This window comes from Flavonifractor sp. An92, from assembly GCF_002159175.1.
GTDB lineage: Bacteria > Bacillota > Clostridia > Oscillospirales > Oscillospiraceae > Pseudoflavonifractor_A.
Genome location: NZ_NFGZ01000031.1, coordinates 18167 through 36651, shown reverse-complemented (window position 1 = coordinate 36651; position 18485 = coordinate 18167). Strand labels below are relative to the sequence as shown.

General features: G+C 64.4%; 23 protein-coding genes and 2 other annotated features. Of the genes, 9 read left to right on the top strand and 14 right to left on the bottom strand.

The genetic code is table 11. The features are described from left to right. The 5 genes from B5G43_RS14865 to B5G43_RS14845 all read right to left on the bottom strand — a co-directional run. A partial coding sequence (locus tag B5G43_RS14865; protein WP_087262739.1) for a stage III sporulation protein AE occupies positions 1 to 841 on the bottom strand: 841 nt, incomplete at its 3' end. After that, complete coding sequence (locus B5G43_RS14860; RefSeq protein WP_087262737.1) at positions 838 to 1224, bottom strand: SpoIIIAC/SpoIIIAD family protein; 387 nt, start codon at positions 1222 to 1224, stop codon at positions 838 to 840. The genes B5G43_RS14865 and B5G43_RS14860, both read right to left, overlap by 4 nt. Positions 1225 to 1230: 6 nt before the next feature. Beyond that, positions 1231 to 1425 (bottom strand): stage III sporulation protein AC, encoded by a 195-nt coding sequence (gene spoIIIAC, locus B5G43_RS14855; RefSeq protein ID WP_087262735.1) that lies wholly within the window; start codon positions 1423 to 1425, stop codon positions 1231 to 1233. Between the two features lie 24 nt (positions 1426 to 1449). Beyond that, complete coding sequence (locus B5G43_RS14850) at positions 1450 to 1962, bottom strand: stage III sporulation protein AB (protein WP_087262733.1); 513 nt, start codon at positions 1960 to 1962, stop codon at positions 1450 to 1452. Further along, positions 1956 to 2891: a stage III sporulation protein AB gene (locus B5G43_RS14845; protein ID WP_087262731.1), complete on the bottom strand. Its 936-nt coding sequence runs from the start codon at positions 2889 to 2891 to the stop codon at positions 1956 to 1958. Before B5G43_RS14845 ends, B5G43_RS14850 begins: the two co-directional genes overlap by 7 nt. A 137-nt stretch (positions 2892 to 3028) precedes the next feature. Here B5G43_RS14845 and B5G43_RS14840 point away from each other — a divergent pair, with 137 nt between their 5' ends. From B5G43_RS14840 to gltX, 8 genes are all read left to right on the top strand, one after another. Then, positions 3029 to 3568 (top strand): nitroreductase, encoded by a 540-nt coding sequence (locus tag B5G43_RS14840; protein ID WP_087262729.1) that lies wholly within the window; start codon positions 3029 to 3031, stop codon positions 3566 to 3568. Between the two features lie 117 nt (positions 3569 to 3685). Next, positions 3686 to 3930 (top strand) — a binding site (T-box leader). 73 nt (positions 3931 to 4003) lie between these two features. Then, on the top strand, positions 4004 to 5641 hold the full coding sequence (locus B5G43_RS14835) for an AMP-binding protein (RefSeq protein WP_087262728.1): 1638 nt from the start codon (positions 4004 to 4006) through the stop codon (positions 5639 to 5641). Between the two features lie 107 nt (positions 5642 to 5748). After that, positions 5749 to 5988, top strand: a binding site (T-box leader). 59 nt (positions 5989 to 6047) lie between these two features. Continuing rightward, positions 6048 to 7787 carry an indolepyruvate ferredoxin oxidoreductase subunit alpha gene (gene iorA, locus B5G43_RS14830; RefSeq protein ID WP_087262726.1) on the top strand — a complete coding sequence of 580 codons (1740 nt, stop codon included), beginning with the start codon at positions 6048 to 6050 and terminating at the stop codon, positions 7785 to 7787. A 2-nt stretch (positions 7788 to 7789) separates the two neighbouring features. After that, on the top strand, positions 7790 to 8365 hold the full coding sequence (locus tag B5G43_RS14825) for an indolepyruvate oxidoreductase subunit beta (RefSeq protein ID WP_087262724.1): 576 nt from the start codon (positions 7790 to 7792) through the stop codon (positions 8363 to 8365). A gap of 22 nt (positions 8366 to 8387) precedes the next feature. After that, complete coding sequence (locus B5G43_RS14820; protein WP_087262722.1) at positions 8388 to 9689, top strand: phenylacetate--CoA ligase; 1302 nt, start codon at positions 8388 to 8390, stop codon at positions 9687 to 9689. A gap of 15 nt (positions 9690 to 9704) precedes the next feature. Continuing rightward, entirely contained in the window at positions 9705 to 10139 is a 435-nt protein-coding gene (locus tag B5G43_RS14815; protein WP_087262720.1) for an ACT domain-containing protein, read from the top strand. Positions 10140 to 10158: 19 nt separating this feature from the next. Beyond that, positions 10159 to 11325 carry an aminotransferase class I/II-fold pyridoxal phosphate-dependent enzyme gene (locus tag B5G43_RS14810; protein ID WP_087262718.1) on the top strand — a complete coding sequence of 389 codons (1167 nt, stop codon included), beginning with the start codon at positions 10159 to 10161 and terminating at the stop codon, positions 11323 to 11325. A gap of 130 nt (positions 11326 to 11455) precedes the next feature. Next, complete coding sequence (gene gltX, locus B5G43_RS14805) at positions 11456 to 12943, top strand: glutamate--tRNA ligase (protein WP_087262716.1); 1488 nt, start codon at positions 11456 to 11458, stop codon at positions 12941 to 12943. Positions 12944 to 13092: 149 nt separating this feature from the next. On the opposite strand, the gene rplL is transcribed toward gltX, so the two are convergent. From rplL to rpmG, 7 genes are all read right to left on the bottom strand, one after another. Then, positions 13093 to 13470 (bottom strand): 50S ribosomal protein L7/L12, encoded by a 378-nt coding sequence (gene rplL / locus B5G43_RS14800; protein ID WP_087262714.1) that lies wholly within the window; start codon positions 13468 to 13470, stop codon positions 13093 to 13095. Positions 13471 to 13558: 88 nt separating this feature from the next. Further along, positions 13559 to 14101 carry a 50S ribosomal protein L10 gene (gene rplJ / locus B5G43_RS14795; RefSeq protein ID WP_087262713.1) on the bottom strand — a complete coding sequence of 181 codons (543 nt, stop codon included), beginning with the start codon at positions 14099 to 14101 and terminating at the stop codon, positions 13559 to 13561. Between the two features lie 285 nt (positions 14102 to 14386). Next, positions 14387 to 15079, bottom strand: a complete 693-nt coding sequence (rplA, locus tag B5G43_RS14790) for a 50S ribosomal protein L1 (protein ID WP_087262712.1) — start codon at positions 15077 to 15079, stop codon at positions 14387 to 14389. An 18-nt stretch (positions 15080 to 15097) separates the two neighbouring features. Continuing rightward, a complete protein-coding gene (gene rplK, locus B5G43_RS14785) occupies positions 15098 to 15523 on the bottom strand; it encodes a 50S ribosomal protein L11 (protein WP_087262710.1) in 426 nt (141 codons plus the stop codon). A gap of 92 nt (positions 15524 to 15615) precedes the next feature. Continuing rightward, the gene (gene nusG, locus B5G43_RS14780; protein WP_087262708.1) at positions 15616 to 16134 is read right to left on the bottom strand and encodes a transcription termination/antitermination protein NusG; all 519 of its coding nucleotides are present in this window, start codon (positions 16132 to 16134) and stop codon (positions 15616 to 15618) included. Positions 16135 to 16144: 10 nt separating this feature from the next. After that, positions 16145 to 16411, bottom strand: a complete 267-nt coding sequence (secE, locus tag B5G43_RS14775) for a preprotein translocase subunit SecE (protein WP_087262706.1) — start codon at positions 16409 to 16411, stop codon at positions 16145 to 16147. Between the two features lie 36 nt (positions 16412 to 16447). Further along, positions 16448 to 16612, bottom strand: a complete 165-nt coding sequence (gene rpmG, locus B5G43_RS14770) for a 50S ribosomal protein L33 (protein ID WP_087262704.1) — start codon at positions 16610 to 16612, stop codon at positions 16448 to 16450. A 322-nt stretch (positions 16613 to 16934) separates the two neighbouring features. On the opposite strand from rpmG, the gene ruvX reads away from it, so the two are divergent. Further along, positions 16935 to 17354, top strand: a complete 420-nt coding sequence (ruvX, locus tag B5G43_RS14765; protein WP_087262702.1) for a Holliday junction resolvase RuvX — start codon at positions 16935 to 16937, stop codon at positions 17352 to 17354. Between the two features lie 379 nt (positions 17355 to 17733). Here the strand turns inward: ruvX and B5G43_RS14760 are convergent, their stop codons facing one another. Together B5G43_RS14760 and B5G43_RS14755 are read right to left on the bottom strand one after the other, a co-directional pair. Next, positions 17734 to 18090: a sulfite exporter TauE/SafE family protein gene (locus tag B5G43_RS14760; protein WP_087262700.1), complete on the bottom strand. Its 357-nt coding sequence runs from the start codon at positions 18088 to 18090 to the stop codon at positions 17734 to 17736. Continuing rightward, on the bottom strand, positions 18090 to 18455 hold the full coding sequence (locus B5G43_RS14755) for a TSUP family transporter (RefSeq protein ID WP_087262698.1): 366 nt from the start codon (positions 18453 to 18455) through the stop codon (positions 18090 to 18092). The genes B5G43_RS14760 and B5G43_RS14755 overlap by 1 nt, the downstream gene beginning before the upstream one ends. Between the last annotated feature and the right edge of the window lie 30 nt (positions 18456 to 18485).

Sequence of the window (18485 nt, the reverse complement as noted above, 5' to 3'; positions counted from 1 at the left end):
CTTCCCCCGCCCCCGCCAGGAGGGTCCCCGCCGCGTCGGAGAGGATGCCGCCCACCACCGGCACCATGCCGGAGATGGTCATCTTCGCCGCCTTGAGGGCCATGGCATCGGCGGTGCCCGCGATGGCCCCACTCACCGTGAGATAGCCCACGAACACCAGCAAAATGGCGGTCAGCGCGGTGGTCACCCCCCACTTCAGAAGGGAGGCCAGGCGCTTGAGGCCGTCGTTACCCAGGGCCGCGTGGGCGGCACAGACCGCCACATAGGCGTACACCATGGGCAGCAGCACCTCGTCGATGGCGGTGAGGAGCAGATCGGAAAAGAGCACCGTGGCCAGCTGCCGGGCTGCCGCCGTACTGGGTGCGCCCCCCGCTGCCGCGGCCGCCGCCATGGTGGGGAGGAGTACCTGGGAGAACTGGTTCATGCCGTCCAGCGCCTCCCGGCCCAGCCCCACCATGGAGCGCACATCGCTCACCGCTACTGCCGTCACCGCCACCGCCGCCGTGAGGGCCGCCGCGTCCAGCCCACCCGGCTGGCCCAGGCTCTCCCCCACCTCACGGGCCAGGCCGCACAGCGCCGCCGTCACCAGCAGCAGTACCCCGCTGCGCACCGCCCGTCCCACGCTGCCGCCGATGAGGCTGCCGAAGCGCTCCAGAAGGCTCTCCAGGCCCTCCTCCAGTCCGGTGCCCACCGCCAGGTCCACCGACTGCTCCCGGGCCGCCTGCTCCAGGCCGTCCAGATCCAGGGCCTCGGCCTGGGCCTCCTGCACCGCATCGGGGGAGGCCGCCAGGGCCTGTCCACCCAGCAGAAGAGCCAGTGCCACCAGCAGCGCCAGCTTCACAGCAGCGCCGAGAGGGTGTCCAGCACCGCCCGCAGCAGCGGTGCGGTGACCACCAGGGCCAGAGCGGCGCCCGCCACCTCCACGAAGGAGGCCACGCCCCCCTCCCCCGCGTCCCGGCACAGGGCGGCGGTGATGCGGGTCAGGATGGAGATGCCCACCGTTTTGAGCATGGGCGAGAGCACCGCCGGGGCCAGTCCCGCCGCCTCCGCCAGGGCGGAAAAGAGCTCCCGGATCTCCCCCGCCGCCTGGAGCACCCCCAGCAGGATCACCGCGCCGGCGCACAGGGACACCGCCAGGGCGATCTCCCGGGCGTGCGGCTTGATGACCACCGCGCACAGCGCCCCGACGATCGCCACCACCGCCACCTGTTCCATGCCGATCATAGCCGCTCACAGCCCGAACAGGTCCTTGACCATGGTGAAGAGCGCGCTGATCTCCTGCACCACCATCATTAGCACCACCACCAGCCCCGTCAGGGTGACCATGGTGGCCTGCTCGTCCCGGCCCGAGCGGGAGAGGACCTGGTTGAGCACCGAGACCAAAATACCGATGGCGGCGATCTTGAAGATGAGATCCACGTCCATGTGCGTTTTCCCCCTTTCCCGGCCTCACAGCAGCAGCACGGCGCAGAACGCCCCCGCCGTGAGGCCCAGCGCGGTGTACATCCGGCCCCGGCTGTCCCGGTAGGCCTCCGCCCCCTCCAGTGCCCGGCTGAGCTCCGCCCGGGCGAGGGAGAGCGCCTCCCGCTGCCCCGCGCCGTCGTAGCGACCCAGTACCTCTCCCAGCGCGGAGAGCGTCTCCCGGTCCCGGGGCGCGAGGTCCACCAGCGTCTCCTCCACCGCGCCCTTCCAGAGCGCTCCCAGGCTCTCCTCCCCCAGCCGGTCCAGCTCCCCCAGGCAGCGGCCGAAGCAAACACTGGCGGGCGGCTGCGCCCGGCGCTCCAGCGATGCAAAGAGCTCCGGGATGGGGGTCAGGCGGAAGGAGAGCTCCCGCTCGGCCAGCTCCAGCGCCCCGATGACGGCGCGGAGCGTATGGACCCGCCGCTGCAGCTTGGCCGCCGCCAGCACCCCCAGGGTCCCGGCACTTCCCACCAGCAGCAGCACCCCCAGAATCTTCAGCATGGTGCACCCTCCAGGTCCGTGACGGCGTATTTCCGCGCCGTTCCCCGGCCCGAAATGGTGACCAGGCGCTGAAAGATGCCCATCGCCAGGAGATCCCGGTACAGGGGGCGGCGACACAGATCATCCAAAGAGCTGCCGTGGGCGGTGGCCAGCAGGGACACCCCGCAGTTGGCCGCCGTCTCCAGCGCGGCAAGGTCCGCCGGGGCGGTGATCTCGTCGGCGCAGAGCACCTGGGGATTCATGCCCCGCAGGAGCATCATCAGGCCCTCGGCCTTGGGGCAGCCCTCCAGCACGTCGGTACAGGGCCCCACGTCCAGCTGGGGGATGCCCTCCCACAGGGCGGCCACCTCACCCCGCTCGTCGGCCACCGCCATGCGCAGGGGCGCTCCCCCCTCCCCGGAGGAGCAGGCCCGGATCAGGTCCCGCAGGAGGGTGGTCTTTCCGCCCCCCGGCGGCGAGAGGATGAGGGTGCTGTGGAGCCCTCCCCCCTGCCGCAGCTCGTCCAGCACCGGCGCACACACCCCCCGGCGCTGCCGGGCCACCCGCAGGGCCAGGGAGGAGAGCTGGCGCAGATTGCGCACTTCGCCGTTCTCCACCACCGTACTGCCGCACAGGCCCATGCGGTGGCCCCCCTCCAGGGTGAAAAAGCCCTGGCACACCCGGCTCAGGGCCGTGTGGGCCGAGGCATGGGTGGCCACCTCCAGCACCAGGGACAGATCCCCCGGCAGCAGCGCCTCCTCCGCCCCCGGCACGTTCCGCTCCCCGTCCGGAAGGAGCACCGTCATGGCCCAGCCCGCCCGGAGGCGCACCTCCTCCGCGTCGGCCTGGATGGCTCCGTCCAGCCCCTCCAACGGCTCCCGCAGACGCCGGGGCAGCAGCGCCGCCGCCTGCAGAAAGGCTCCCCGCCGTTCGTCCTTCTCTTTCGTCATGCCCTTCACGCTCCTGTCTTTTGGAAATCACTGGCACATCCTATGAGGGCCCGTCCCCCGTTATGACGGCCACCTTGACTTTTTTTCTCCGGGGCATTACCATTACAGCGTATATCTCATGTCAGGAGGTTTTTCCTATGGAATTGCAGGAAGCCATCCGGACGCGCCGCAGCGTCCGTCAGTTCACCGACGAGAAGGTCCCCCACGCCCTGCTGGAGCAGGTGGTGGAGCTGGCGTCCTGGGCCCCGTCGTGGAAAAATACCCAGATCAGCCGCTACATCGCCATCGAGGACCCGGCGGTCCTGGCGGAGATCTGCGCCCACTATGTCCCTGAGTTCAACGCCCGCATCATCGGCGGATGCAAGACCCTGGTGGTCCAGACCTTCGTGAAGGCCCGCTCCGGCTTCGAGCGGGACGGCTCCTTCTCCACCGACCGCGAGGACGGCTGGCAGCACTATGACTGCGGCATCGCCGCCCAGACCTTTGCCCTGGCCGCCCACGACCTGGGCCTGGGCAGTGTCATCCTGGGTATCTTCGACCGCAAGGGCCTGGAAGAATACCTCCAGATCCCCGAGGGCCAGGAGATCATGGCCCTCATCCCCGTGGGCTTCCCCGCCGCCCCCAACGGCGCCGCTCCCAAGCGCAAGGGCGTGGAGGATCTGCTCTCCTACCGCTGAGCCCCATCCGGCAAACTGCCGTCCCCTTTTGAAGGGGGCGGCAGTTTTTTTGTGAAAGGCCACAAAACGGCTCTTGACTTTAGCGCTTAAAAGTGCTAGAGTGTATGGCAACACAGGAGCAACGCGATGACGGAGCCAAGTAGGCCCCGCTCCCCGCTTTCAGAGACCTGCCGGACGGTGCAAGGCAGGAGCGGTGCGGCGGCCCAATACCCTCCCGAGCGGCCTGCCCAACGGGGTTTTCCAAAATCCCAAGTAGGCAGCGACGGGTGCGCCCGATACCGCGCCTGGGGCATGTCCGTGCCCCGTGAGGCCGCCGCAGGCGGCAAACTGAGGTGGTACCACGGGAATTTCTCGTCCTCTGCTGGAACGTTCGTTCCGCGGAGGACTTCTTTTTTTGCCGCAGCGGCAGCAAGCCGGAGAAAGGAGCCAATCACGATGGTCATTACGGAACTTCTGGAGCGCAATGCACGCCTCTACCGGGATGAGATCGCCCTGGTGGAGATCAACCCCTCCCGGGAGCGGGACGAGGCCAAGACCTGGCGGGATTTCAGCCTCATCGAGCGCAGCCGCCCCGACGCCCCCTATCGCCGGGAGATGAGCTGGGGCCACTTTGACAAGAAAGCCAACCGTTTCGCCAATCTCCTGCTCAGCCGGGGGATCAAGCGGGGCGCCAAGGTGGGCATTCTCCTGATGAACTGCCTGGAGTGGCTGCCCATCTACTTCGGCATCCTGAAGGCCGGGTGTCTGGCCGTGCCCCTCAACTTCCGCTACTCCTCCGACGAGATCTCCTATTGTCTGGACCTGGCCGACGTGGAGGTGCTGGTGTTCGGTCCCGAGTTCACCGGGCGGTTGGAGCCCATCCTCCCCCAGCTGACGGCGGTGAAGTACTTCTTCTTCGTGGGCAATCCCCTCCCCGCCTTCGCGGAGGACTACCGGCAGATGGTGAGCTACTGCTCCTGCGAGGCCCCTCCGGTGCTGCTGGAGCCCCACGACCACGCCGCCATTTATTTCTCCTCCGGCACCACCGGCTTCCCCAAGGCCATTCTGCACAACCACCGGGCCCTCTTCGCCTCGTGCCTCACCGAGCAGCACCACCACGGCCAGACCCGGGACGACGTATTCCTCTGCATCCCGCCCCTCTACCACACGGGCGCCAAGATGCACTGGTTTGGCTCCCTCCTCAGCGGCAGCAAGGCGGTGCTCCTCCGGGGCGTGTCACCGGAGTGGATCCTCCGCACCGTCACTGAGGAGAAATGTACCATCGTCTGGCTCCTGGTCCCCTGGGCCCAGGACATCCTGGACGCCATCGAGAGCGGACGGGTGGACCTGAACGAGTACTACCTGGACCAGTGGCGGCTCATGCACATCGGCGCCCAGCCGGTGCCCCCCTCCCTCATCCACCGCTGGAAGAAGATCTTCCCCCACCACGCCTATGACACCAACTACGGCCTCTCCGAGTCCATCGGCCCGGGCTGCGTCCATCTGGGGGTGGAGCACATCGACAAGGTGGGCGCCATCGGCAAGCCCGGCTACCTCTGGGAGGCCAAGGTGGTGGACGAGCACGGCGATGAAGTCCCCCAGGGCCAGGTGGGCGAGCTGTGCGTCCGGGGCCCCGGCGTGATGCTGTGCTACTACAAGAACCCCGAGGCCACCAGCGAGGTTCTGAAGGACGACTGGCTCTTTACCGGCGACATGGCCGAGGTGGATGAGGATGGCTTCTACTACCTGGTGGACCGCAAAAAGGACGTCATCATCTCCGGCGGCGAGAACCTCTACCCCGTGCAGATCGAGGACTTCCTCCGCCGGCACGACAAGATCAAGGATGTGGCGGTCATCGGCCTGCCCGACCACCGTCTGGGCGAGATCGCCGCCGCTATCATCGAGCTCAAGGAGGGCGCCTCCTGCACCGCCGAGGAGATCAACGACTTCTGTCAGGAGCTACCCCGCTACAAGCGCCCCCGCCGCATCATCTTCGCCTCTGTCCCCCGCAATCCCACCGGAAAGATCGAAAAGCCCGCGCTCCGGGAGCGCTATTGCCAGGGCCGCCTGGTGGAGGTGCAGATCTCCAACTGAACACCGGACACAAGGCGCGCTCCCCTGTATCGTCCGGAGTCGTGTAAATTTCACAAAGCTCCCTTGACTTTAGCAGACAAAAGTGGTAGAGTTGAGGGGTATCATAACACAACGCGATGACGGAACCAAGTAGAAACGCCCCTTCCGTTTCAGAGACCTGTCGGCTGGTGTGAGGCAGGCGGAGCCCCGTTTCGAATTCCTTCCCGAGCGGCCTGCCCAACGGGAGATCCTCCCAAGTAAGCAGCGACGGGCGCGCCCGATACAGCGCCTGGGGTATGTCCGTACCCCGTGAGGCCGCGCTTGCGCGGCAAATTGAGGTGGTACCACGGGAAATTCTCGTCCTCTGCAAGAGCTTCGGTTCTTGCAGAGGATTTTTTCTTTCCCGCCCCCACAAGGAGGAGAATGTATGAAAACTCTCATGCTCGGCAACGAAGCGGTAGCCCGCGGCCTCTATGAGGCCGGCTGCTCCGTTGTCTCCAGCTACCCCGGCACTCCCAGTACTGAAATCACCGAGTACGCCGCCAAATACCCCGAGCTCTACGCCGAGTGGGCCCCCAACGAGAAGGTGGCCATGGAGACCGCCTTCGGCGCGTCCCTGGCGGGCAAGCGCTCCTTCTGCGGCATGAAGCACGTGGGGCTCAATGTGGCGGCCGACCCCCTCTTTACCCTGTCCTACACCGGCGTCAACGGCGGTCTGGTCATCGCCGTGGCCGACGACGCGGGGATGCACAGCTCCCAGAACGAGCAGGACTCCCGCCACTATGCCCGGGCCGCCAAGCTCCCCATGCTGGAGCCCAGCGACAGCGCCGAGGCGCTCCAGTTTACCAAGCTGGCCTACACCCTCTCCGAGCAGTTCGACACCCCGGTGCTGCTGAAAATGTGTACCCGCATCGCCCACTCCCAGAGCGTGGTGGAGCCCGGCGAGCGGGTGGAACCCACCCCCAAGCCCTATGAGAAGGATGGGGCCAAGTACATCATGATGCCCGGCAACGCCAAGCGCCGCCACCCCGTGGTGGAGGAGCGCACCGCCCATCTGGCCGCTTGGGCTGAGACCGCGCCCGTCAACCGCCTGGAGCCCGGCCGGGACCACAGCGTGGGCATCCTCACCTCCTCCACCAGCTACCAGTATGTGAAGGAGGCCCTGGGCGACACCTACCCGGTCCTCAAGCTGGGTATGGTCTGGCCCCTCCCCGCCAAGCTCGTCCGGGATTTCGCCGCCGCTGTGGACCGCCTGGTGGTGGTGGAGGAGCTGGACGGCTTCCTGGAGGGCGAGTGCCGCAATCTGGGCCTCACCGTGGAGGGCAAGGAGCACTTCTCCCCCCTAGGCGAGCTGAGCCAGAATCAGGTGGCCCAGGCCATGGGCGCCGCCCCCGTGCCCACCATCTCTTTGGACGAGGCCATCCCCGCTCGTCCCCCTGTGATGTGCGCCGGATGCCCCCACCGCGGCCTCTTCTACACCCTGCACAAGCTGGGTCTCACCGTGCTGGGCGACATCGGCTGCTACACCCTGGGCGCGGTCCCGCCTCTGGCCGCCATCGACTCCACCCTGTGCATGGGCGCGTCGGTGTCCGGCATCCACGGCTTCCTGAAAGCCGCCGGGCATGAGTGGGACCACAAGACCGTGGCCGTCATCGGCGACTCCACCTTCATGCACTCGGGCATCACGGGCCTGGTGAACATCGCCTACAACGAGTCCAACGCCACCGTCATCATTCTGGATAACTCCATCACCGGCATGACCGGCCACCAGCAGAACCCCACCACCGGCTTCAACCTGAAGGGCGACCCCTGCACCAAGATCGACCTGGAGAGCCTGTGCCACGCCGTGGGCATCCGCCGTGTGGCGGTGGTGGACCCCTATGACCTGGCCGCCTGCCGGAAGGTCATCCAGGAGGAGCTCGCCGCCGACGAGCCCTCGGTGGTCATCTCCCGCCGTCCCTGTGCGCTGCTGAAATACGTCAAGCACAATCCGCCTTTGAAGGTGAATGCGGACAAGTGCGTGGGCTGCAAGGCCTGCATGCAGATCGGCTGCCCCGCCATCGCGGTTAAGGACGGCAAGGCGCAGGTGGACGACACCCTGTGCGTGGGCTGCGGCGTGTGCGAGCAGCTGTGCAAATTCGACGCCCTGCGGGGCCAGGAGGGCTGAACATGGAGACGAAAAACATCATGATCGTAGGCGTGGGCGGACAGGGCTCCCTGCTGGCCAGCAAGCTCCTGGGCCGTCTCCTCCTCACTAAGGGCTACGACACCAAGGTGTCCGAGGTCCACGGCATGAGCCAGCGCGGCGGCAGCGTGGTCACCTACGTCCGCTTCGGCGACAAGGTCTACTCCCCCATCATTGACGAGGGCCAGGCCGACTTCATCGTCTCCTTCGAGCTGATGGAGGCCGCCCGCTATACCTCCTTCCTCAAGCCCGGCGGGCGCATCATCACCAACCAGCAGCAGATCAACCCCATGCCCGTCATCACCGGCGCCGCCGACTACCCCGACCATCTGGACGCCATTATGGAGCGGGTGGGTCTGAACGTGGACGCCATCGACGCCCTGGCCCTGGCCGAGGAGGCCGGGAGCCCCAAGGCCGTCAACCTGGTCCTCATGGGCCGTCTGTCCCGCTACTTTGAGGACCTGACCGAGGAGGACTGGCAGGAGGCCATCACCCACAGCGTACCGGAAAAATACCTGGAGCTCAACCGGAAGGCCTTTCACCTGGGCCGCAACGCCTGAGCGCAGAAGGAGTTGGTAAACCATGGAGCGTTATTATCAGAAGGATATCGAGTGCGCCAGCCGGGAGCAGATCCGGGCCTGGCAGGATGAGCGCCTGGTCAAGCAGGTGCGCAACGTCTGGGACAACGTGCCCTATTACCGCAAGAAGATGGAGGAGAAAGGCCTCACCCCCGAGGACATCAAGGGCGTGGACGACCTCCACAAGCTGCCCTTTGTCACCAAGGCCGACCTGCGGGAGGCCTACCCCTACGGCCTGGTGGCCCGGCCCCTGAAGGACTGTGTGCGCATCCAGTCCACCTCCGGCACCACCGGCAAGCGGGTGGTGGCCTTCTACACCCAGCACGACATCGACCTGTGGGAGGACTGCTGCGCCCGGGCCATCGTGGCCGCCGGCGGCACCGACGAGGACGTGTGCCAGGTGTCCTACGGCTACGGCCTCTTCACCGGCGGCCCAGGCCTCAACGGCGGGTCCCACAAGGTGGGCTGTCTCACCATCCCCACCTCCTCCGGCAACACCGAGCGGCAGATCATGTTCATCCGGGACCTGAACGCCACCATTCTGTGCTGCACGCCCTCCTACGCCGCGTACCTGGGCGAGACCATGAAGGAGATGGGCCTCACCCCGGATGAAATCCCCCTGAAAGCCGGCATCTTCGGCGCAGAGGCCTGGAGCCAGGAGATGCGCCGGGACATCCAGAACACCCTGGGCATCAAGGCCTATGACATCTACGGCCTCACCGAGCTCTCCGGCCCCGGCGTGGCCTTCGAGTGCTCCGCCCAGAACGGCATGCACATCAACGAGGACCACTTCATCGCCGAGATCATCGACCCCGAGACCGGCGAGGTCCTCCCCGAGGGCTCCAAGGGCGAGCTGGTGTTCACCTCCATCACCAAGGAGGCCTTCCCCCTGCTGCGCTACCGCACCCGGGACATCTGCGTCCTCCACCACGAGGACTGCCCCTGCGGGCGCACCCACATCAAGATGAGCAAGCCCATGGGCCGCAGCGACGACATGCTCATCATCAAGGGCGTCAACGTCTTCCCGTCCCAGATCGAGACGGTGCTGCTGGAGCAGGGCTACTCGGCCAACTACCAGATTATCGTGGACCGGGTCAACAACTCCGACACCCTGGAGGTCCAGGTGGAGATGACCCCCGAGATGTTCTCCGACCAGCTGAGCCAGGTGGCCCAGCGGGAGAAGCAGATGGTCGCCGCCCTCAAGGCCATGCTGGGCATCTACGCCAAGGTGCGCCTGGTGGCCCCCAAGTCCATCACCCGCTCCGAGGGCAAGGCGGTCCGCGTCATCGACAAGCGCAAGATCTGAGAGAGGAGAAGGATTATGGCCATTCAGCAGATTTCCGTCTTTTTGGAGAACCGTGCCGGCCAGCTGGCCGACATCACCGCCGTCCTGTCCCAGAACGGCATCAACATGCGGGCCATCCACATCGCCGAGACCAGCGACTACGGCGTGCTGCGCATCATCGTGGACCAGCCCCAGCAGGCGGCCACCGTGCTATTGGAGCACGGGTTCGTCCTGTCCATGACGCCGGTGGTGGCCGTGGTGGTCCCCGATGAGCCCGGCGCCCTGGCCAAGGTCCTGGCCGTGCTGGCAAAGGAGCAGATGGACGTGGAGTACATGTACTCCGTCTTTGGACAGGTCAGCAGCCGCGCCTGCATGATCTTCCGGGTCCACGACATCGAGCGGCTCACCGCCGTGCTCACCGCCGCCGGTATGGCCCCCGCCACCGGCGAAGAGCTCGGCATCCACTCCTAATGAAACTACGAGGTGCGTCATGCAGGAACTGAGCAAAGTTACCCAGTATTTCACCGATTCCGTCATCCGCCGGATGACCCGCATCGCCATCGCCAACAACGCCATCAACCTGGCCCAGGGCTTCCCTGACTTCGATCCCCCCAAGGAGATGCTGGACCGGCTGGCCCAGGTGGTCTCTGAAGGCCCCCACCAGTACCCCATCACCATGGGCGCTCCCAACTTCCGCCAGGCCCTGTCCCGCAAGTGCCAGCGCTTCATGGGCTACGCCCCCGACCCGGACACCGAGATGGTGGTCACCATCGGCTCCACCGAGGCCATGGTGGACACCCTCTTCGCCGTCACCAACCCCGGGGACAAGGTGGTCCTCTTCTCCCCCTACTTTGAGAACTACCAGGCCCAGATCCTCTTCGCCGGGTGCGAGCCGATCTTTGTCCCCCTGACGCCCCCCGACTTCCACTTCGACGGGGCGGTGCTGGAGGACGCCTTCAAGCAGGGCGTGAAGGCCATCCTCATCTGCAACCCCTCCAACCCCAGCGGCAAGGTGTTCACCCGCCAGGAGCTGGAGTTCATCGCCTCCCTGTGTATCAAGTACGACGTGTACGCCATCATGGACGAGGTGTACGAGCACATCGTCTACGCCCCCCACGAGCACGTCTACATGAGCACCCTGCCCGGCATGCGGGAGCGCACCATCTCCTGCTCCTCCCTGTCCAAGACCTACTCGGTCACCGGCTGGCGTCTGGGCTACGCCCTGGCCCCCCAGCCCATCATGGATAAGATCAAGCAGTTCCACGACTTCAACACCGTGGGCGCCCCCTCCCCCCTGATGGAGGCCGCCGTGGTGGGTCTGGAGATGCCCGACTCCTACTATGAGGAATTCTCCGCCCACTACGCCCACATGAAGGCTCTCTTCACCAAGGGTCTGGACGACATCGGCATCCCCTACACCGACCCCCAGGGCACCTACTTCGTCCTGGCCGACATCGGGCCCTACCTCAAGAAGGGGCAGACCGACGTGGAGTTCTGCGAGGAGATGACCCGCAAGGTGGGCGTGGCCGCCGTGCCCGGCACCTCCTTCTTCAAGGAGAACGTGCAGAACATCGTGCGCCTCCACTTCGCCAAGAAGGACGAGACCCTGTACGAGGCCCTCAACCGCCTCTCCGACATCAAGGCCAAAATGGCCTAAATCCTCCGCGGGGGGCGATGGTTCTCATCGCTCCCCGCTTTTTCGGCTCTCCCCCTTGTAAAAGGAGCAAAAAGGCTCTATAATGTGTGGTTGAAAACACGCCGCACCGCGGCTTGAAGGAGTTTTGGAAATGCTGGACATGAAATGGTTCGACGAGATGGAGGCGCGCATCCCCACCGGCGAGGTGCGCACCCGCTTTGCCCCCTCCCCCACCGGCTACATGCACGTGGGCAACCTGCGCACCGCCCTGTACACCTGGCTCATTGCCCGCCACAACGGCGGTAAGTTCCTCCTGCGCATCGAGGACACCGACCAGGGCCGTCTGGTGGAGGATGCGGTGGACGTCATCTACAACACCATGCGCAAGTGCGGCCTGAACTGGGACGAGGGTCCCGACGTGGGCGGCCCCGTGGGCCCCTACATCCAGACTGAGCGCCGGGATTTTTACGGCAAGTACGCCGAGCTCCTGGTGGAGAAGGGCCACGCCTACTACTGCTTCTGTGAAAAGACCCAGTCCGAGGAGGACTCCGGCGACTTCAACCGTGCCGCCGACCCCTGCCGCGCCCTGAGCCCGGAGGAGGCCAAGGCCCGTGTGGCCGCCGGTGAGCCCTACGTCATCCGCCAGAAAATCCCCGCCGAGGGCTCCACCACCTTCTCCGACGCCGTGTTCGGCGACATCACCGTGGAGAACTCCACCCTGGATGACCAGGTGCTCATCAAGCGGGACGGCCTGCCCACCTACAACTTCGCCAACGTCATCGACGACCACCTGATGGGCATCACTCATGTGGTCCGCGGGTCCGAGTACCTGTCCTCCGCCCCCAAGTACAACCTTCTCTATGAGGCCTTCGGCTGGACCGTGCCCACCTACATCCACTGCTCCCCCGTCATGCGGGATCAGCACAACAAGATGAGCAAGCGCAAGGGCGATCCCTCCTACGAGGACCTGCTGGCCATGGGCTACCTGTCCGAGGCCGTGGTGAACTATGTCACCCTGCTGGGCTGGTCTCCCCGGGGCGAGTACGCCGAGCGGGAGTTCTTCACCCTCCAGGAGCTGGCCGAGGTGTTCGACATCGGCGGCATCTCCAAGTCCCCCGCCATCTTCGACATTGAGAAGCTGAAGTACTTCAATGCCAACTATCTGCGGGCCCTCTCCCCCGAGGCCTTCTACGAGGGCGCCGAGCCCTACCTGAAGGAGGCCGTCAAGACCCCCGGTATTGACCTGAAGCTCATCGCGCCCCTGGTGCAGCCCCGGTGCGACACCTGGCTGGACATCGCGCCCCAGGTGGACTTCTTCGACGCTCTGCCCGAGTACTCCAACGAGCTCTACTGCCACAAGAAGATGAAGACCAACGTGGAGAACTCCAAGGAGGCCCTGGAGCTGGTGCTGCCCGTGCTGGAGGGCATCACCGACTGGACCTACGACGCTATCCACGACGCCCTCATCAACCTGGCCGCCGCCCACGAGCTGAAAAACGGCCGCATCATGTGGCCGGTGCGCACCGCCCTGTCCGGCAAGGCCGTCACCCCCGGCGGCGCGGTGGAGCTGTGCCACATCCTGGGCAAGGAGGAGACCCTCCGCCGCATCCACAAGGGTCTGGAGCAGCTCTCTGCCTGATTCCCTGCCTGACTGAACGACAACCGGCGTCGGAGCCGCCCGAATGGGCGAAGCTCCGACGCCGGTTCTTCTCTCTCGCGCCAAAATGCAAAAAGGACCCGGGGCATTTGCCCCGGGTCCTTTTCTCAGCTGTATCCAGCGGAAAGAGCTTACTTCAGCTCCACCTTGGCGCCGGCCTCTTCCAGCTTCTTCTTCAGCTCCTCGGCCTCGTCCTTGGAGACACCCTCCTTCAGAGCCTTGGGAGCGCCCTCGACCATAGCCTTGGCGTCAGCCAGGCCCAGGCCGGTGATCTCACGGACAACCTTGATGACCTTGATCTTAGCAGCAGCGTCGAAGCCGGCCAGGACCACGTCGAACTCGGTCTTCTCCTCAGCAGCGGGAGCAGCAGCGCCGCCAGCGGCGGGAGCGGCCATAGCGGCGGCGGAAACGCCGAACTCCTCCTCCAGAGCGTGAACGAGCTCGCTCAGCTCCAGAACGGTCAGGCCCTTAACTTCCTCAATCAAAGCAGTGATCTTCTCGCTAGCCATGATAAGATACCTCCTAAATTCAATAGTATCAAAAAATATGTTCCCTTACGGGGTTGGGGCCTCAGCCCCGGGATCGCGGGTGTCCGCCTTATTCGGCGGTAGCCTCCTCGGCAGGAGCGGCGTCCACGGAGCCGCCCTTCTGCTCGCAGATGGCCTTCAGGACGATGGCCAGGCTGGTGATGGGAGCCAGCATGGTGCCCAGAACCTGAGCCTGCAGAACCTCCTTGGAGGGCAGCTCAGCCAGAGCGTTGATCTCGTCCAGGCTCAGCACCTTGCCGTCCATGAAGCCGGCCTTGATGGTGAACTTGGCGCCATTGAACTGCTTGGCGAACTTGGCGATGACGCGCATGGGCGCGATGGGATCGCCGTGGCTCAGGGCCATAGAAGTGGTACCGTTCAGAACGGAGTCCATTTCCTTCAGCCCCACGTTGTCGATAGCGAAGCGCACCAGAGTGTTCTTCACAACCGCATAGTCCAGCTCGTTCTTGCGGCACTCGGCGCGCAGCGCGGTATCCTCGGCCACGGTGATGCCCTTATAGTCCACCAGGACGCCGCTGGAAGCGGTCTGCAGCTTCTCGGTCAGCTCGGCGACGATGGCCTGCTTCTCGCTCAGAACCTTTGCGTTAGGCATGTGGGATTCACCTCCAGAAAATAAAAAATGCTCTTCTCATGCCCAAAGCACGAAAACAGCACAGAGAAACTCTTCACTTGCTGCATTCTCGGCGGGTCTTACGGATGCCCACTGTCTTTGAACACGCGAATTATTATATCACCCCGGACAGGCTGTGTCAAGCACAACCTGTCCGGAAATGATCTTTTTTTGCGGAATTGCGCCGAAGAGGTGCATTCCGCCCTGTCACGCTCCACACCCTCCGCTACGGCACACTGTGCGCCTGCTCCGGGTGTTACGCGCTTCTTACACCAGCTTCGCGCTGTTGATCTTCACGCCAGGACCCATGGTGGTGGCGGTGACACAGCTGCGGATATACTGGCCCTTAGCGGCGGAGGGCTTGGCCTTGATGATCGCGCCCATGAGAGCGTTGAAGTTCTCGGTCAGCTTCTCAGCGCCGAAGGACACCTTGCCGATGGGGCAGTGGATGATGTTGGTCTTGTCCAGACGATACTCGACCTTACCGGCCTTGATCTCCTTGACAGCCTTGGCCACGTCGGGGGTGACGGTGCCGGCCTTGGGGGAGGGCATCAGGCCCTTGGGGCCCAGGACCTTACCCAGACGGCCCACAACGCCCATCATGTCAGGGCTGGCCACGACCACGTCGTAGTCGAACCAGTTCTCCTGCTGGATCTTCTGCACCAGGTCCATCTCGCCCACGAAGTCGGCGCCGGCCTCCTTGGCAGCCTCAGCCTTGTCGCCCTTGGCGAAGACCAGCACGCGCTGGGTCTTGCCGGTGCCGTGGGGCAGCACGATGGCGCCGCGGACCTGCTGGTCAGCGTGACGGGAGTCAACGCCCAGCTTCACGTGCAGCTCGACGGTCTCGTCGAACTTGGCGGTAGCGGTCTTCACGACCAGGTCCATGGCCTCAGGGGCATCATAGAGAACGCCCTTCTCGATCTTCTTGGCGCTCTCGACGTACTTCTTACCTCTAAACATTGCTTATCCCTCCTTCGCTTAGTCGCCCACCACGACGCCCATGGAGCGGGCGGTGCCGGCGATCATGCTCATGGCGGACTCGATGCTGGACGCGTTCAGGTCGGGCATCTTGGTCTCCGCGATCTTGCGCACATCCTCCTTGCTGATGGTGGCCACCTTGGTCTTGTTGGGCACACCGGAGCCGGACTCGATGTTGCAGGCCTTCTTGATGAGGACCGCGGCGGGAGGGGTCTTGGTAACAAAGCTGAAGGAGCGGTCAGCGTACACGGTGATGATGACCGGGATGATCATGCCGGCCTCATTCTTGGTGCGCTCGTTGAACTCCTTGGTGAAGGCGGGGATATTCACGCCGTGCTGGCCGAGGGCGGGGCCCACAGGGGGGGCGGGAGTTGCCTTGCCGGCCGGGATCTGAAGCTTGATATAACCAGTGATTTTCTGTGCCATTTGAAACAGCACCTCCTACTGAAATGTGGTTGAGACGGAATGACGGTGCATTCCTCCCACGTGCGGAGTTACCGGGCCCCGCAGCCCGCTGCTCATTCGACCGGCTCCACCTGGTCGAGCTCCAGCTCGACGGGAGTCTCGCGGCCGAACATCTCGACCACCACGCGGACCTTGCTCCGCTCCAGGTCGATCTCTTCGACGACGCCCAGGAAGGACTCCAGTGCGCCCTCCGTGATCTTCACGCTGTCACCGACCTCGTAGCCAACCACGACTTCCTTCTTCTCCACACCCATGGCGGCCACTTCCGCATCGGTGAGGGGAATGGGTTTGTCGGTGCCCACGAACCCGGTCACACCGCGCACGTTGCGCACCAGATGCCAGGTCTCGTCGGTCATGATCATCTTTACCAGCACGTAGCCGGGGTAGGTCTTGCGCTCCACGGTCTTGGGACCGTTCTCCGTGAGCTCGGTCACGGTCTCCATGGGGATGTTCACCTCATGGATGAGGTCGCGCATGTTCCGGTTCTCCACAGCCTTCTCGATGGAGCTGGCCACGGTATTCTCATAGCCGGAATAGGTGTGCGCGACATACCACATCGCATTCTCCGCCATGGCTCGCTCCTTACTGGAACAGGTCCAGCAGAGCGCCGATAACGGACTGGGCCAGCCAGTCAAACGCCCAGATGCAGATGCCCACAACGATACAGCAAACAATGACGACCACGGTGTTGTTAAATGTCTGCTTCTTGGTGGGCCACTGAACCTTCTTCAGCTCGGCCTTCATTTCCCGCAGCCACTTACCGCTGCGGGCGAAGAACCCGGGCTTGGACTTCTTGTCCTTCTTGGCCGCCTTAGCGGTGGTCTGCTCGAGTTTCTCGTTCTCAGGCATTCAGTACACCCTTCTTTCTTACGCTACCTGCGTTCATTACTTGGTCTCGTTGTGAACGGTATGCTTCCTGCAGAAGGGGCAGTACTTGTTCAGCTCCAGACGGTCAGGCGTATTCTTCTTGTTCTTGTTGGTGTTGTAGTTCCGCTGCTTGCACTCAGAGCAGCGCAGGGTGATCTTCACCCGGGAACCAGCCTTTGCCATGTGTTCGGCACCTCCTTCAATAGTTGGCCATGTCCTGGACATAAAAAAACGCCGGACACAGCCGCGGCCGAATCCAGCGACGCGGGCGCAATGCGCCCTATCGTCACGGTGCGGACTCGGCATGTCTGCCTCCCTATGTCCTCGTTGGGGGAAGGGTTCCATGCCCGTCACACCGTAAAACGCGCACGAAAAGTAAGCCCTTTTTCATAGGTGGGTTTAGCATAGCACGGCGGAACGGGAATGTCAAGCGCTTTTTAAAAAAAGATTGACTTTCCCTCTGTACCACCGGATAATAGGAGCATCGCAGAGGAGGAACAGTATTATGCGCATTATGGCCATCGACTACGGCGATGCCCGTACCGGCATCGCCATTTCCGACGCCACCGGCCTGCTGGCCGGTTTTACCACGGTCATCCACAGCCGGAAGAGCGACGTGGTGGTGGAAGAGATCCGGAAGCTCATCGCCCAGCACGGTGTGGAGGAGATGGTGATGGGCTTCCCCCGGAACATGGACGGCACCGAGGGGCCCCGGGCGGCCCTTTATAAGGAGTTCGCCGGGCAGGTGGAGGCCGCCACCGGCCTCTCCCCTGTTCTCTGGGACGAGCGGCGCACCACCGTGGAGGCCCACAACATCCTCCACGCCAGCGGCAAGAAGATGAAGCAGCATAAGAAGAACGTGGACGCTGTGGCCGCTACCCTTATCCTGGAGGGGTATCTCACCTTTAAAAAAGTCAGAGGGTAAGTGCTGTTCTATTCCGGGGGCCCGGAGGGTTTGTCCTCGCCGGACGGGCGTCCTGCCCGGACAGGGCACCGCTTTCTTTGCAAAGAAAGCGGTGGGAAAGAAAGCCCAGAGGGGGGATACCCCCTCTGGACTCCCCCAAGGCGCACCCCGGTCTCCATCCGGCTGCGGAGGGATTTCCTCACCCTGGCGTGGCCAATTCCGGGCTTACTGCCTATCCGGAAAGCGTTGTACCCTGCTGCTTGGGGCGCCCCCCTAAAAGGCCGCCCTTTTGGAGGGGAGTGGAGAGGGGAACGAGAAGTTCCCCTCTCCGCCTTTTCTTTCCCCCATTTCTTTTCGCAAAAAGAAATGGGGCTCCCGCCGAGTAGGCGCGTTCCCCGGTTCAGGACCGGGAAAACAATTCCTTACACCCCACGGCAAGGAGGAACACCCCGAACCCCTTCCGCAGGAGGGCCACATCCACTCCGGTGGCCACCCAGGCCCCCAGTGCCGCAGATAGTAAGCCCGCCGCGATGGCCGGCCGGGCGGCTTTCCAGTCCAGGTAACCGTTTTTCCAGTGGGCCGGGAGGGCCATAGCGGCGGCGGGGAGAAAATAGAGAAGATTGATCCCCTGGGCCGTTGTCTGCTCCACACCCGCGAAGGCTGTGAGGTAGACCAGCAGGAGACTTCCACCCCCCACCCCGAAGGCGGAGAGCACGCCGGTGGCCGCCCCCACCGCCAGGGCCATGAGCCAGCCCATCACCGCAGCAGAGCCCGGATGCCGCCGTACAGCAGCAGAAGCCCGAACCCCCGGCGCAGCCACACCAGCTTGACGCCCTTGAAAAACCGGCCGCCCAGAAAGCCGCCGATCAGTCCTCCCGCCAGATACGGAAGGGCCTGCACCACATCCAGCGCTCCCCGGAGGGCGTACAGCACCGCCGAGAGGACGCACAGGGGCAGGATAATGGCCACCGACGTGGCGAAGGCCTTGCGCTCCTCCAGATGGCAGTACCCCGCCAGCAGGGGCACCAGCACCATCCCCCCTCCCCCACCGAACAGGCCGTTCACCAGCCCCGCCGCCGCTCCGGCCAGGGCGGGCCGGAGCCAGGATTTTTGCTCAGACATAGCACATCCCTCCATTGGTCTTAGGATGCC

What these genes read in the sequence shown, in the direction of transcription:
- rpmG (WP_087262704.1), bottom strand. Translation starts at nt 16,612, where the DNA reads ATGGCAAAGGCTGGTTCCCGGGTGAAGATCACCCTGCGCTGCTCTGAG.
- B5G43_RS14810 (WP_087262718.1), top strand. Translation starts at nt 10,159, where the DNA reads ATGCAGGAACTGAGCAAAGTTACCCAGTATTTCACCGATTCCGTCATC.
- B5G43_RS14760 (WP_087262700.1), bottom strand. Translation starts at nt 18,090, where the DNA reads ATGGGCTGGCTCATGGCCCTGGCGGTGGGGGCGGCCACCGGCGTGCTC.
- B5G43_RS14820 (WP_087262722.1), top strand. Translation starts at nt 8,388, where the DNA reads ATGGAGCGTTATTATCAGAAGGATATCGAGTGCGCCAGCCGGGAGCAG.
- B5G43_RS14845 (WP_087262731.1), bottom strand. Translation starts at nt 2,891, where the DNA reads ATGACGAAAGAGAAGGACGAACGGCGGGGAGCCTTTCTGCAGGCGGCG.
- spoIIIAC (WP_087262735.1), bottom strand. Translation starts at nt 1,425, where the DNA reads ATGGACGTGGATCTCATCTTCAAGATCGCCGCCATCGGTATTTTGGTC.
- B5G43_RS14815 (WP_087262720.1), top strand. Translation starts at nt 9,705, where the DNA reads ATGGCCATTCAGCAGATTTCCGTCTTTTTGGAGAACCGTGCCGGCCAG.
- gltX (WP_087262716.1), top strand. Translation starts at nt 11,456, where the DNA reads ATGCTGGACATGAAATGGTTCGACGAGATGGAGGCGCGCATCCCCACC.
- B5G43_RS14835 (WP_087262728.1), top strand. Translation starts at nt 4,004, where the DNA reads ATGGTCATTACGGAACTTCTGGAGCGCAATGCACGCCTCTACCGGGAT.
- secE (WP_087262706.1), bottom strand. Translation starts at nt 16,411, where the DNA reads ATGCCTGAGAACGAGAAACTCGAGCAGACCACCGCTAAGGCGGCCAAG.
- B5G43_RS14825 (WP_087262724.1), top strand. Translation starts at nt 7,790, where the DNA reads ATGGAGACGAAAAACATCATGATCGTAGGCGTGGGCGGACAGGGCTCC.
- B5G43_RS14840 (WP_087262729.1), top strand. Translation starts at nt 3,029, where the DNA reads ATGGAATTGCAGGAAGCCATCCGGACGCGCCGCAGCGTCCGTCAGTTC.
- B5G43_RS14860 (WP_087262737.1), bottom strand. Translation starts at nt 1,224, where the DNA reads ATGATCGGCATGGAACAGGTGGCGGTGGTGGCGATCGTCGGGGCGCTG.
- rplL (WP_087262714.1), bottom strand. Translation starts at nt 13,470, where the DNA reads ATGGCTAGCGAGAAGATCACTGCTTTGATTGAGGAAGTTAAGGGCCTG.
- rplK (WP_087262710.1), bottom strand. Translation starts at nt 15,523, where the DNA reads ATGGCACAGAAAATCACTGGTTATATCAAGCTTCAGATCCCGGCCGGC.
- B5G43_RS14755 (WP_087262698.1), bottom strand. Translation starts at nt 18,455, where the DNA reads ATGTCTGAGCAAAAATCCTGGCTCCGGCCCGCCCTGGCCGGAGCGGCG.
- iorA (WP_087262726.1), top strand. Translation starts at nt 6,048, where the DNA reads ATGAAAACTCTCATGCTCGGCAACGAAGCGGTAGCCCGCGGCCTCTAT.
- rplA (WP_087262712.1), bottom strand. Translation starts at nt 15,079, where the DNA reads ATGTTTAGAGGTAAGAAGTACGTCGAGAGCGCCAAGAAGATCGAGAAG.
- B5G43_RS14850 (WP_087262733.1), bottom strand. Translation starts at nt 1,962, where the DNA reads ATGCTGAAGATTCTGGGGGTGCTGCTGCTGGTGGGAAGTGCCGGGACC.
- rplJ (WP_087262713.1), bottom strand. Translation starts at nt 14,101, where the DNA reads ATGCCTAACGCAAAGGTTCTGAGCGAGAAGCAGGCCATCGTCGCCGAG.
- nusG (WP_087262708.1), bottom strand. Translation starts at nt 16,134, where the DNA reads ATGGCGGAGAATGCGATGTGGTATGTCGCGCACACCTATTCCGGCTAT.
- ruvX (WP_087262702.1), top strand. Translation starts at nt 16,935, where the DNA reads ATGCGCATTATGGCCATCGACTACGGCGATGCCCGTACCGGCATCGCC.